This is a genomic window from Collimonas sp. GW821-FHT07E08, assembly GCF_059418905.1.
The window spans coordinates 129,662-143,607 of the sequence record NZ_JBWKQR010000010.1 but is presented as its reverse complement, the minus strand read 5'-3'; the positions used below and the strand labels follow the sequence as shown (position 1 = coordinate 143,607).

The following is a 13,946-nucleotide window of genomic DNA, read 5'->3' as shown; positions in this document are numbered from 1 at the left end:
GCAATGGCTTGACGCTCTGTTCGTGCTTCGGTTGACGCTTAGGCCGCCTTGCCGACTGCTGCAGGCGGCGCGCCAAAATCTTCCGGGAAATGGTTCAGGGCCGACAGCACCGGCAACGGCGTCATGCTGCCCATCGCGCACAGGGAACCGTTGACCATGGTGTCGCACAAATCGCGCAGCAGGTGGATCTGCTGCTGGCGCTGGCCCTGGTTCGCCGGGCTTGCATTGGCGATGATCTTGTCGATCACTTCCACGCCGCGGGTCGAACCGATGCGGCAAGGCGTGCATTTGCCGCAGGACTCGGTCACGCAGAATTCCATCGAATAGCGTGCCTGTTGCGCCATGTCGACGCTATCGTCGAACACCACCATGCCGCCATGGCCGACCGTGCCGCCGACGGCGGCAAAGGCTTCGTAGTCGAGCGGCGTATCGAACAGCGACGGCGGCAGGTAGGGCCCCAGCGGGCCGCCAACCTGCACCGCGCGCATGGCGCGGCCGCTTTCGGTGCCGCCGCCGAAATCGAACAGCAGTTCGCGCAAGGTCACGCCAAACGCTTTCTCCACCAGGCCGCCGTATTTGATGTTGCCTGCCAGTTGCATCGGCAAGGTGCCCATCGAACGTCCCTGCCCGAAATTCTTGTAGAACGCCGCGCCGCGCGCCAGCACTATCGGTACGCTGGCCAGCGTGATCACGTTGTTGATCACGGTGGGCTTGCCGAACAGGCCCTCGATGGCGGGCAGCGGCGGCTTGGCGCGCACCACGCCGCGCTTGCCTTCCAGGCTTTCCAGCAAGGCGGTTTCCTCGCCGCACACATAAGCGCCGGCGCCCTTGCGCACTTCCAGCTGGAAATCCTTGCCGAAACCGAGGATGTTACGGCCCAGGAAACCGCGCGTGTTAGCGATGGCGATCGCTTCGTTCAATACCGCAATCGCGTGCGGATATTCCGAGCGGACGTAGATATAACCGCAGGTCGCGCCAACCGCCAGCGCAGCGATCGTCATGCCTTCGATCAGCACGAAGGGATCGTCTTCCATCACCATGCGGTCGGAAAAGGTGCCGGAGTCGCCTTCGTCGGCGTTGCAGACGATGTATTTCTGGGCAGCCTGCGCGCCCAGCACCGTCTTCCATTTGATGCCGGTCGGGAAAGCCGCGCCGCCGCGGCCGCGCAAGCCCGAGTCCAGCACTTCCTGCACGATGTCGGCGCTTTGCATGGCCAGGGCGTTTTGCAAGCCCAGGTAGCCTTCGTGCGCCAGGTAGTCGTCCAGCGATACCGGATCGGTGATACCGACGCGTGCAAAAGTCAGGCGTTCCTGGTTCTTCAAGTAAGGAATTTCATCGACCAGCCCCAAAGCCAGGCGATGCTGGCCGCCCGCCAGGAAATCGGCATCGAACAGGCCGGCGACGTCATCCGGTTCAACCGGCCCGTAGCCGGTGCGGCCGGCGGCGGTTGCCACCTCGACCAGCGGCTCCAGCCAGAACATGCCGCGCGAACCGTTGCGCACCAGCGTGATTTCCTGGCCGCGCCTGGCCGCTTCGGCCACGATCGCTTCGGCAACTTCATTTGCGCCCAAGGCCAGCGCGGTGGAATCGCGTGGTACGTAGACGGTAATGCTCATGTTCATATTGCTCATGACGCACCTCGCTTAGCTTGCAGCAGCCGGTCCAGCTTGCCGTGGCTGACCCTGGCATGCAATTCATCGTTGATCATGATGGCCGGGCCGCAAGCGCACTGGCCCAGGCAGTACACGGCTTCCAGGCTGAATTCGCCATCCTTGGCGGTGCCGTGGAAATCGCAGCCTAGCGCTGTCTTGGCGTGGGCTTCGAGTGCTGCCGAGCCGCGCGCCTGGCAAGCCTCGGCGCGGCAGATCTGCACCACGTGGCGGCCCGCAGGCTGCTGGCGGAAATAATGATAGAAACTGATCACGCCGTGCACTTCCGCACGCGAAAGGTTGAGTTCTTGCGCGATCATCGGCACGCTTTCGGACGGGATATAACCGGCCGACTCCTGGATCGCATGGAGGATAGGCAGCAGCGCGCCAGGCAATGCCTTTTGCGCCGCGATCAGCGAAGCGATGTGATCCATGTCTACAACTTGATGCATTTCCATTACGGCTCTCCTGCGTGCCGATGCATCCGGATGAACGGTCGTCATCCAGATGCATCGGTTTGCAACATGATGGCTAAACAGCTTATTTGTACATGGTCTGGGCCATGGTTCCCGGGGCATACACCGCAGGATCGACCCAGATATTGACCACCGCGCAACGCCGCGTCTTGCGCACCGCTTCCCGCGCCCGCTGCAGCGCCCCGGCAATCTGCGCCGGATCGCGCACCTCTTCGCCATGCCCGCCCAGCATCTCGGCAAACTTGCCGTATGGGATGTCGCTCAGCAGGTTGCCCACATTGCCGCGTTCTTCTCCGTACTTCGCCAGCTGCCCGTAGCGGATCTGGTTCATCGCCGAGTTGTTGCCGATCACCGCGATGTACGGCACGCCAAATCGGTTCGCCGTCTCCATGTCGAACGACGTCATGCTGAACGCGCCGTCGCCGTAGTAGCACATCACTTCCTTCTCCGGATTGGCCAAGCCCGCCGCTATCGCAAAACCGGTACCCACGCCCAGGCTGCCCAAGGCGCCCGGATCCATCCATTGCCCAGGATTGCGCGGACGCACCGCCTGCGCCGAGATCGTCACCACGTCGCCGCCGTCGCCGATATAGATCGTGTCGTCGTTGAGGAATTCGTTGATTTCATACGCCACCCGGTATGGATGGATCGGCGAACTGTTCGACTTGAACAGCGGCATCAGCTTCTCGGTCGCAATCGCTTCCTGCTGCTGCAGCTGCTTCATCCACGAGCGCCGCTTCTCTTGCGCCGTCTTGTTGATGCGCCCGCTCGCCGCCTGCAGCACCGCGCCCAGGATCGTCCCCGGATCGCCCACCAGGCCCAGCGTGATGTCGCGGTTCTTGCCCACCGTACGGTAATCCTGGTCGATCTGGATCACTTTCGCGTTCAGGCCCAGGCGTTTGCCGTAGCCCATGCGGAAGTCGAACGGCGTGCCCACGATCAGGATCACGTCGGCCTTGTCGAATCCTTCGCGCCGGGTGCGGTCGAAGTGATGCGGGTCGCCCGGCGGCAGCAGGCCGCGCGAGGCGCCGTTGAAGTACGCCGGAATATCCAGACCGCGCACCAGGTCGATCGCTTCCTTGTGCCCGCGCGAAGACCAGACCTGGCCGCCGTACAGCACCACCGGACGTTCCGCCTGCACCAGGATGTCGGCCAGCTTCTCGATATCGGCCACATCGCCCAGCGATTTCACGGAAGCGCGATACTGGCCGGCAGCGGGAATCACCGCCTTGCTGATATCGATCTCGCGGTCCAGCACGTCGCGCGGGATTTCCAGGTAAGCCGGACCAGGAGCGCCGGCAAAGCAGGCGCGGATCGCCATCGACACCATGTCGGCAACCCGTTCCGTGGAACGCACGCCTTCGGAGAATTTGGTGATCGGACGCATCATTTCGGTATGCGGCAAATCTTGCAGCGAACCCATCATGTGCTGCGTGATGCCACCCTGGCCGCCGATATGCAGCACCGGGCTTTCCGAACGGAACGCCGTCGCAATCCCGGTCACCGCATTGGTGCAGCCCGGACCTGCCGTCGTCACCACCACGCCCAGCTTGCCGGTCTGGCGCGCATAACCGTCGGCAGCGTGCGCGGCAACTTGTTCATGCCGCACATCGATGATGCGGATGCCTTCGTCGATGCAGCCATCGTAGATATCGATGATATGGCCACCGCACAAGGTAAAGATGGTGTCCACGCCTTCATTCTTCAGCGCACGCGCCACCAGGTGCCCGCCAGACACCACGCCAGCTTCCCGGCTCTTGCGCTTGAGCGTATCGTCGGCAGTCGTGCTCGACACGGCGCCAGGCGCTACCTTCGATTCGGTTATCACTGCTGCCATTGCTCCTCCTGTTATCGGTTATCTGCCTCGGCAATACCTCTTGCATTGCTTTAGCTTGATGCCATCTTAGCCAGCTCATGGAGAGGACAGCATTGACCCCAGTCAAGTTTCCTTCCTTTTGTTTCTCCGGGCGCAGCTATCCCGCGCAACGCAGGCAAGCGGTAGTGAAACAGAGTGGATTTGACAACAACCGGATCTTGCCGATGTGAGATGCAAGGGCTGCTCAGTCCTTGGCGCGCCCATGGCGGCCGGCGCCGAGCGCGAACCTGGCGGCTCCCGCTTCGCCTTCGGCGAATACAACCGGCACGCCTTGCACGCCCTCGCGGCGCAGCGCCTCGGCCAGCGGCAGGTCCCACTGTTCATAGGCGGAACGGCGGTCGGCCAGCATGCATTGCTGCGGAAAGCCGGCGATCTCGCGCGCCAGCTCTTGCGCCGCCGCCAGCGCCGCGCCGGGCGGCGTGACGCGATTGACCAGGCCCATGGCCAGGGCTTCGGCCGCCGTCACCGGACGGCCGGTGAGGATCAGGTCCAGCGCGCGGCCCATGCCGACCAGGCGCGGCAGGCGCACCGTGCCGCCATCGATCAGGGGTACGCCCCAGCGCCGGCAAAACACGCCGAGCACGGCGTCTTCGTCGGCCACCCGCAGGTCGGCCAGCAGGGCCAGTTCCAGCCCGCCGGCTACGGCGCAGCCGTTGATGGCGGCAATCAGCGGCTTCGACAAGGCCATGCGGCTCGGGCCCATCGGGCCGCTGCCGCCGCCATCGGCGCGCAGTTCGTTGCGCAAGGCAGGATCGCCGATAGCGCTAAGGTCGGCGCCGGCACAGAAATGACCGCCGGCACCGGCCAGCACCGCCACCTTCAGCGCCGGCTCGGCTTCAAACCGTTCCAGCGCCAGGCGCAATGCCTCGGCCATCGGGCGGTCGACGGCATTGCGTTTTTCCGGCCGCGCCATGGTGATGGTGCAGATGGCGCCGTCGGTGTCGAACGAAACGGTATGCATGGCCTTGCCTTTCTGCCTGGCAGGCTGGACGCAACGTGCCCAGCCTACATGGTTTCAATTGCCCGCATCTCGCGCGCCGCCACCGACAGCATCGCCAGGTCGACATTGCCGCCCATCTGGAAATCGGTGAGCAGGCGGCGATAACGTTCCAGCGGCGTACGGCTGGCGGCTTGCCACACTTCGATCATGTCCTGCGACTGTTCCAGCGACGGCGACAGCTGGATCACCTTGGCTGTCAAGGCGCGCTGCAAACCTGTCAGGTCGCTCTGCAAGGCGGTGCGCGCCAGGGTCTGCCAGTGCGAGTCGACCGGCAGCGCGCTGGCCCGCTCGCGCATCCAGCCGAAGTTGAGGTTGACGTCCAGTGCGAAATACACTGCCGCCACCAGTTCCAGGCTGCGTCCGGTGGAGGCCGCCACTTCGGCGATGTCCAGCACTGCGCCGATCAGCTCGGCGCTGGCGACCCGCCGCGCCAGCTGCTCAGAGACGCCGGCCTGTATCAAGGCATCGCGTTTTGCCTTGAGCGCTTCGGCGTCGCTGGCCGCCAGCAGCGAGACCAGTTGCGGCCCCAGCTGGTCCGCGGCCTGGCGGAAACGGGCCACCGTGGCTTCGATCGACGCTTCCTGCGCATGGCGATGCAAGAACCAGAAGCTGGCATGTTCGATCAGTCCGCCGACGTCGACAAACATCTGCGCTTGCAAGGCATCCGGCACCAGGTTGTCGAGGGCGTCGATGTCGCGCCAGATTTCCTCGAAGCCGAACACCTCGCGCGCGATGACGCTGGCGCGCAGCACGTCGACCGGGCTGGCGCCGCTTTCATCGGCCAGCTGGTGGACAAAGGTGGCGCCGACCCGGTTGGCCAGCGTGTTCACCAGGTAGGTCGAAATGATCTCGCGCGCCAGCGGATGGCGCTGCATGGCCTCCGGATAGCGTTCGCGCAGCGGCTGCGGGAAATAGGCAGCCAGCGAACTGGCGATGAACGGGTCTGCCGGCAAATCCGAGGCCAGCAGTTCTTCATACAGCCACATCTTGTCGTACGCCATCAGCACCGCGCGTTCCGGCGTGGTCAGTCCTTGCTTGGCGGTCTTGCGCTCCGCGCACTCTTCTTCCGACGGCAGGAATTCGACCGCGCGGTCGAGCCGGCCGGCGCGCTCCAGGAAGCGGATCAGGCGCGACTCCGGCTCCAGCAGGCTGGCGGCGCGGCGGCCCGCCACCGACAGGGACTGGGTCTGGTAGTAGTTGTCGGTCAACACTTGCAGGCCGACTTCTTCAGTCATTTCCGCCAGCAGCTTGTTACGCTGTTTCTCGGTCATCTCGCCTTCGCTGACGATCAGGCCGAGCATGATCTTGATATTCACCTCATGGTCGGAACAGTCGACGCCGGCGGAATTGTCGATGGCGTCAGTACAGATGCGGCCGCCCTTCTGCGCAAACTCGATGCGTCCGAACTGGGTGCAGCCGAGGTTGCCGCCCTCCGCCACCACCTTGCAGTTGAGCTCGGCGCCGTTGACGCGGATCGCATCGTTGCTGCGGTCGCCGACCTGGGCGTGGCTTTCGCGTGCCGCCTTGATGTAGGTGCCGATGCCGCCGTTGTAGAGCAGGTCCACCGGCGCCAGCAGGATGGCGCGTATCAGCTCGGTCGGCGCCAGTTCGCTGGCGGTCACGCCCAGCGCCGCCTGTATTTGCGGCGTCAGCGGAATGGTCTTCAGGCTGCGCGCATAGACGCCGCCGCCGCTGGAGATCAGGCTGGTGTTGTAATCGGCCCAGCTGGAGCGCGGCAAGGCGAACAGGCGCTCGCGCTCGGCAAAACTGGCCGCCGGGTCGGGGTCCGGGTCGAGGAAAATGTGGCGGTGGTCAAAACCCGCCAGCAGCTTGATATGGCGCGACAGCAGCATGCCGTTGCCGAACACGTCGCCGGACATGTCGCCGATGCCGACCACCGTGAAATCCTGTTCCTGGGTATTGACGCCGATTTCGCGGAAGTGGCGCTTGACCGCTTCCCAGGCGCCGCGCGCGGTGATGCCCATTTTCTTGTGGTCGTAGCCGACCGAACCGCCGGAGGCGAAAGCGTCGCCCAGCCAGAAGCCGTATTCGGCGGAGACTGCATTGGCGTAATCGGAGAAGCTGGCGGTGCCCTTGTCGGCCGCCACCACCAGGTAAGGATCGTCGGGATCGTAGCGCACCACGTCTTGCGGCGGCACCACTTTGCCGTCGACCAGGTTATCGGTCAGGTCGAGCAGTCCGCGCAGGAAGTTCTGGTAGCAGGCCACTCCTTCGCGCAGGTAGGCGTCGCGGTCGCTGGCCGGCGGCGCGCTCTTGAGCACGAAACCGCCCTTGGACCCGACCGGCACGATCACGGCATTCTTGACCATCTGCGCCTTCACCAGGCCCAGCACCTCGGTGCGGAAATCCTCGCGCCGGTCAGACCAGCGCAAGCCGCCGCGCGCCACTTTGCCGCCGCGCAGATGGACGCCTTCGAAGCGCGGCGAATAGACCCAGATCTCGAACATCGGCTTGGGCGCGGGCAGCCCCGGCACCTTGGCCGGATCGAACTTGAACGACAGGTAAGGCTTGGGCTGGCCGTCGGCGCCGCGCTGGAAATAATTGGTGCGCAAGGTGGCGCTGATCACGCCCAGGAACTGGCGCAGGATGCGGTCTTCATCGAGATTCGGTACCTGGTCCATAGCTTCTTCGGTCTGCTGCAGCAAAGACTTGGCCTTGGTTTCGGCGCCGGCCGCCTGGGCCGGGTCAAAGCGCACCAGGAACAGCTCCACCAGCTTGCGCGCAATCGCCGGGTTGGCGGTCAGCGCCTGTTCGATATAAGCGTTGCTGAAAGTGGAGCCGACTTGCCGCAGGTAACGGGCATAAGCGCGCAGGATAGTGACTTCGCGCCAGTTGAGCCGGGCCCGCAGCACCAGCCGGTTGAGATCGTCGTTGTCCGCTTCGCCGCTCCAGACGCGGGCGAATGCATCTTCGAACACACCCTTGATGCGTTCGATCTCGACTTCGCTGTCATCCGCGGTCTGCATGCCGAAATCGTGTATCCAGGCCGGCTCGCCGTCCTGCAGTTCGATGCGGTAAGGCCGCTCCTCGTTGACCTTGACGCCCATGTGCTCCAGCATCGGCAGGCTCTGCGACAGCGCCATCGGCTTGCCGGCGCGGTAGATTTTCAGGCGCAGCGACGCCGGCGCCGCTTCGATCGGACGATACAGGCTCATGGCCAGCCCGGTATCCTGCTGCGCGGCTTCCAGCAAGGCGATGTCGTGCACGGCGGTGCGCGCCGAGTAGTCTTCGCGGAAACCGGCCGGGAACGACATCGCATAACGGCGCAGCAGCCGCGTGCCCTGCTCTTCGCCGCGCTGTTCCAGCAGGGCTTCGGTGAGGTCGTCCTGCCAGCGCCGCGTGGCTTGCACGATGCGCGCTTCCAGCTGTTCGACATTGATGTCGGCGACGCTGCCCGGCTCGGTGCGCACCGTGAACTGGATGCGCGCCAGCACCGATTCCGACAGCAGGGGCGTGAATTCGACGCCGGTGCCGTTGAAGGCTTCCAGCAGCAAGTCCTGGATCCGTTCGCGCAGCTCGGTGTTGAAACGGTCGCGCGGCACGAACACCAGGCAGGAAACATAACGGCCGAAAGCGTCGCGCCTTACGAACAGGCGGGTGCGCTGGCGCTCTTCCAGGCGCAGGATGCCGCTGGCGGTATCGAACAGTTCGTCTTCGTCGACCTGGAACAGTTCGTCGCGCGGGTACTGCTCGAGGATGGTGGCCAGGGTCTTGGCCAGGTGCCCGCGCGGAACAAAACCGGCGCGCTCCAGCACCTTCGCCACCTTGCGCCGCACCAGCGGGATCTCGCTGGTCGGCACCATGTAGGCGGTCGAGGTATACAGGCCGACAATGCGGCGCTCGCCGACCACCTTGCCGCCGGCGCCGTAGCGCTTGACGCCGACATAGTCGAGGTAACCGGCGCGGTGCACGGTGGCGCGCGAATTGGCCTTGGTGATGAAAATCGGCGACTGCGCATCGATGATGCCTTGCGCGCTGACCGGCAGCCTGGTCATGTCGGCGCTGTCGGCGGCGCGCAGGGAGTCGCGCAGGATGCCGAGGCCCGAGCCGGCAATGCCTTGCAGGTAGTTTTCGCCGTCGCTGACCACCAGTTCGTAGTCGCGATAGCCGAGAAACGTGAAATGGTCGTCCATCATCCACTCCAGGAAGGCGCGCGCCTCGGCGATTTCACCCTGCTGCGCGGCATCGCCGTTGTCCTGCTGCTTGAGGTCGTCGATCGCGGCGCTGGCTGCCGTCATCATCTGGCGCCAGTCTTCCACCGCGGCGCGCACGTCGCCCAGCACCTTGAGCACGCCGGCCAGGATTTCTTCCATCCTGGCAGCCTCGGTGCAGCGGTCGACTTCTATATGGATGGTCGACTCCAGTTTTGCCTTGTCGCTGTCCTTGCCGCCATTCTCGCTGGCGCGCTGGATTTTCTCGACCTGGCCGGCGGCGTCGCGCCAGACCCTGAACACCGGGTGGATCACCGCATGCAGGGTCAGGCCCAGGCGGTTGATCTCGGTGCTGACCGAATCGACCAGGAACGGCATGTCGTCGTTGACAATCTCGATCACGCTGTGGCCTGACTGCCAGCCATGCTCGTCCACCCGCGGATTGTAGATGCGCACCCGCGGCGCGCCGCTGGCGAAATGCCGCGCAAACTGCCAGTGGGCGACGGCGGCGCCGTACAGGTCGGCGATGTCGCGGCCCAAGACCAGTTCTTCCCCCACTTGCGCGTAATACTCAAGCAGGAACGGCTGCATGGTGGCGAACACTTCCGGCGGCAGGCGATCGCGCGCGAACTCGACCATCTCTGCCAATTTCTGCTGTTTTCTTTCTATGGCGGTGCTGGGCATGGTTTTCTTTCGAACAGTTGAACGGTGGTTAACTTCGAGTCATATCCTGCTTAGATTCTACCTATCGCAGGCGCAAAACCACAGGCTTTTTAAAAAAACAACCCTGTTCGCCCGCTTTGTCATTCTGCGGTAAAAAGCGTGTGCTAGTTTCCATGGCTTGAGAAGCCCCATGGCATAAGGAAGCAGCAACGATGCAAAGATTTCACAATCCGGTCGCAATCCATTTGGGCGCGGGCAGCCTGCAACACCTGCCGCAGGCCATGGGGCCGGGCACGGCAGCCCTGGTGACATTCCCGGAAGCGCGGGCGCTTGGCCTGGTAGCCGAAGTGGAGCAGCTGCTGGGAGACCGGCTTTCTTATGTCATCGACAACGTGCAGCCCAATCCAGACGTCGCCGAACTGGGCGCGATGTACGAACAGTTCTGGCGGCATGGGCAGGCATGCGAGACCATCGTGGCGCTGGGCGGCGGCAGCGTGATCGATACCGCCAAGGCATTGCTGGTCGGCACCGCCAGCGGCAGTTTCCAGGAATTGCTGGCGCTGCTGGCCGACGCCAGGCCGTTTGCGCCGCCCATGGCCAAGAAGCTGGTCGCCATACCGACCACCGCCGGCACCGGCAGCGAAGTCACGCCATGGGCCACCATCTGGGACGCCGGCCAGCAGAAGAAATATTCATTGCACCTCGATTGCACCTGGCCCACGGCAGCCATCGTCGATCCCGCCCTGATGCTGTCCCTGCCCGGGAAAACCACGGTTTCCACCGGGCTGGATGCCTTGTCGCATGCCCTGGAGTCGATCTGGAACATGAACGCCAATCCGATCTCGGACACCTATGCCGTGTCGGCCATCCGTGACATCCTGGCCTGCCTGCCGGCGCTGGCCGCCGACCTCGGCAATCTCGGCCTGCGTTCGGCCATGGCGCTGGCGGCGCTGAAAGCCGGCCTGGCTTTCTCCAACACCAAGACCGCGCTCGCCCATTCCATTTCCTACGAGATGACGCTGCGCCATGGCCTGCCGCATGGCATCGCCTGCTCGTTCATGCTGCCGATGGTGCTGCGCATGGCCTGGGGCGTCGACCCTTCGCGCGACGCCGTACTGCAACAGGTGTTCGGCGCCGGACCCGAGGCGGCGGAACGACAGCTGCGCCAATTCCTGCTGCAGCTTGGGGTCGGCAGCCGCTTTTCCGACTACGGCGTGACGGCCGAAGAAGCACAGCAGATGGTGCGCCGCGCCATGGATGGTGCGCGCGGGAAAAACTTCATCGGCAAGGACGACACGCTTGTTTTTGCCTGAAACCTGCGTCCCTGATTCTCCTCAAAACGTCATCCCTGGCATGCCGGTTTAGCAACAGCGGCCGATCCAGGAAAATCTTCCTCCTCTGCCGCGCCGGCAAAGCCAGGCACTCAGCCTGGCGCTGTTTTCCACCCTCTCCGTTTTTCCCGGCGGGCGCTGCTCCAGCGCATCTCGCCATGTTCTTTTGACACGCCACATCCTCCTAAAAATATCATAAAAACAATAAATCATTATTAAATTCGTTAAAAACCAATTCAATTAAAATGTTTACGTTGATTAAATCGTTTTTAATGATTACCATAATTCCTGAAGGTAACTTGCTGCGTTGCAGTAGTCGTAACAACCGCTTTGGATGATGCTGGGTCCAAGGCTTGAAAGCGAGTACGGACCTTCATTCGCTTTTTTGATAGTCCAATAAGATAAATCTCATGTCACACTCAACACACTTGACCTTCCTCCAGTATGTTTTGGGACAGGAGCTCCCAAGGCGGATTGCCGACACGGCGATCCTGGCGATTGCCGCCAATGCCGTCGCCTATGTCGTTTTCCACACAAACCTCACCGAAGCGGCGCCAGTCCACATGGTGCTGCTGTATTTCTGTTGCGTGCTGGCGTTCATGCTGTTCGCCAAGCTCGATCTCTACACCGCCTGGCCGGAACGGCCCGCTTCGGCCACGTTCGTGCGGCTGGCGGCGTCCTGGGCGCTGGTGCTGATCCTCGGCATTTTCATGAGCCGCATGGTGCCCGGCATCGGCCGCATCTCGCACCACTGGCTGCTGTACTGGTACCTGACTAGCATGGTCCTGCTGCTGTCGTACCGCTTCGCTTCGTTCGTCGCGCTGACGCGCATGCGCAAGCAGGGTTTTAACTTCAAGCGCGTGATCATTGTCGGCTATGGCGAAACCGGGCAGGAAATGCACCGGCGCGCCATGCAGCAGCCGTGGATCGGTTACGAGGTCAACGCCGTGGTCGGCAGCGCCGAACAGACTGAAAACCTGCAGGACGCCAATATCGCGCGCATCAACAAGCTGGAAGACATCCATGCTTACGTCAGCGCCAACCAGATCGATGAAATCTGGATCACCTTGCCGATGAGCGCGGCGGCGCAGCTGCGCCCCCTGCAGATCCACCTGCGCAATACGCTGGTCGACATCCGCTGGGTGCCGGATACGATGGCGATCCAGATGATCAGCCGCCGCATGACCAATTTCCTCGGCACCCCGACCCTGGAACTGAACCGTCCGGCGCCCAGCGGTGCGCGCGGCATCTGCAAGCACCTGCTGGACAAGCTTTTTGCATTGGTAGCGCTAACTGCGCTGACCCCGCTGTTCGTGGCGATCGGCGTCGCCATCAAGATCTCGTCGCCGGGACCGGTATTTTTCAAGCAGGTGCGGCTGGGCCTGAACGGCAAGAAATTCATGATCTACAAATTCCGTTCGATGAAGCTGCACCAGGAACACAACAAGGTCACCCAGGCTACGCAAGGCGATCCGCGCATCACCCGGATCGGCCAGTTCCTGCGCCGCACCAGCCTGGACGAGCTGCCGCAGTTCATCAACGTCCTGCTGGGCGACATGTCGGTCATCGGTCCGCGCCCGCATGCCTTGCAGCACAACCAGATGTATGAAGAGCTGCTCGACCTGTACATGGTGCGCCACCGCGTCAAGCCCGGCATCACCGGCTGGGCCCAGATCCACGGCCACCGCGGCGAAACCGACACCCTGGAGAAAATGGAAAAACGCGTCCAGTTCGACCTGCATTACATACAAAACTGGTCGTTCCTGATGGATTTCCGGATCCTGCTATGGACCGCGTTCAAGGGCTGGAGCGGCAAGACCGCCTATTGATCAACAGCTTGCCTGGCGCCGCCCGCGGCGCTTTTTTTTACAAATCTATCTTCAAGAGTCATCAGCATGCATAAAAAAATCACCAAAGCCGTATTTCCTGTCGCCGGCCTCGGCACCCGCTTCCTGCCCGCCACCAAGGCCAGCCCCAAGGAAATGCTGCCAGTGGTAGACAAGCCCTTGATCCAGTATGCGGTGGAAGAAGCCGCCGCCGCCGGCATCACCGAAATGATTTTTGTCACCGGCCGCAACAAGCGCGCCATCGAAGACCATTTCGACAAAGCCTACGAGCTGGAAGCCGAACTGCTGGCCAAGAACAAGCAGGCGCTGCTGGAAGTGCTGCGCCAGATCAAGCCCAAGAATGTCGAATGTTTTTATGTACGGCAGGCGGAAGCGCTGGGCCTGGGCCATGCCGTGATGTGCGCCGAGCGGCTGGTGCATGGCGAACCGTTTGCCGTGATCCTGGCAGACGACTTGCTGGATGGGACTACGCCAGTCATGCGGCAGATGACCGACTTGTATGCGGACTATGGCAGCAGCATCGTCGGCGTTGAATCGATCGCCCCGGTGCAGAGCCGTTCCTACGGCGTGGTGGCCGGCACGCCGGCCGGCGAACGCCTGCACAAGCTGCACGGCATCGTTGAAAAACCGGCGCCGGAAGACGCGCCGTCCAACCTGGGCGTGGTGGGACGCTACATCCTGAACGCCTCGATTTTCGACCACCTGCACACGCTCCAGCCAGGCTCGGGCGGCGAACTGCAGCTGACCGACGCCATTGCCTCGCTGCTGCGTCAAGAAGCAGTGATGGCCTACCAGTTCGAAGGCACCCGCTACGACTGCGGCAGCAAGCTCGGCTACCTGCAAGCTTCGGTAAAATTCGCGCTGAAACACCCTGAAGTCAAAAAGGAATTCCGCGAATTCCTCAACAACTTCGTCGCCGACAAGATCTAGGA

8 protein-coding genes are annotated in these 13,946 nt (G+C 63.0%); 3 read left to right on the top strand and 5 right to left on the bottom strand.

The genetic code is table 11. From position 1 onward, the window contains the following. Positions 1-38: 38 nt before the first annotated feature. The 5 genes from AC07RZ_RS14745 to AC07RZ_RS14725 form a co-directional block, all read right to left on the bottom strand. A complete protein-coding gene (locus AC07RZ_RS14745) occupies positions 39-1,616 on the bottom strand; it encodes a formate dehydrogenase beta subunit (RefSeq protein WP_494668546.1) in 1,578 nt (525 codons plus the stop codon). Positions 1,617-1,627: 11 nt separating this feature from the next. Next, entirely contained in the window at positions 1,628-2,107 is a 480-nt protein-coding gene (locus tag AC07RZ_RS14740; RefSeq protein ID WP_494668462.1) for a formate dehydrogenase subunit gamma, read from the bottom strand. Positions 2,108-2,189: 82 nt separating this feature from the next. Then, positions 2,190-3,962, bottom strand: a complete 1,773-nt coding sequence (locus AC07RZ_RS14735) for a thiamine pyrophosphate-binding protein (protein ID WP_494668461.1) — start codon at positions 3,960-3,962, stop codon at positions 2,190-2,192. Between the two features lie 223 nt (positions 3,963-4,185). Further along, the gene (locus tag AC07RZ_RS14730; protein ID WP_144742485.1) at positions 4,186-4,962 is read right to left on the bottom strand and encodes a crotonase/enoyl-CoA hydratase family protein; all 777 of its coding nucleotides are present in this window, start codon (positions 4,960-4,962) and stop codon (positions 4,186-4,188) included. A gap of 44 nt (positions 4,963-5,006) precedes the next feature. Next, on the bottom strand, positions 5,007-9,842 hold the full coding sequence (locus AC07RZ_RS14725) for an NAD-glutamate dehydrogenase (RefSeq protein WP_494668545.1): 4,836 nt from the start codon (positions 9,840-9,842) through the stop codon (positions 5,007-5,009). Between the two features lie 206 nt (positions 9,843-10,048). Between AC07RZ_RS14725 and psrA the strand changes: the two genes are divergently transcribed. From psrA to galU, 3 genes are all read left to right on the top strand, one after another. Beyond that, positions 10,049-11,149 (top strand): iron-containing alcohol dehydrogenase PsrA, encoded by a 1,101-nt coding sequence (gene psrA / locus AC07RZ_RS14720; RefSeq protein ID WP_494668460.1) that lies wholly within the window; start codon positions 10,049-10,051, stop codon positions 11,147-11,149. A gap of 428 nt (positions 11,150-11,577) precedes the next feature. Then, positions 11,578-12,996: an undecaprenyl-phosphate glucose phosphotransferase gene (locus AC07RZ_RS14715; protein ID WP_494668459.1), complete on the top strand. Its 1,419-nt coding sequence runs from the start codon at positions 11,578-11,580 to the stop codon at positions 12,994-12,996. A 66-nt stretch (positions 12,997-13,062) separates the two neighbouring features. Next, a complete protein-coding gene (gene galU / locus AC07RZ_RS14710; protein WP_494668458.1) occupies positions 13,063-13,944 on the top strand; it encodes a UTP--glucose-1-phosphate uridylyltransferase GalU in 882 nt (293 codons plus the stop codon). The last annotated feature ends 2 nt before the right edge of the window (positions 13,945-13,946 follow it).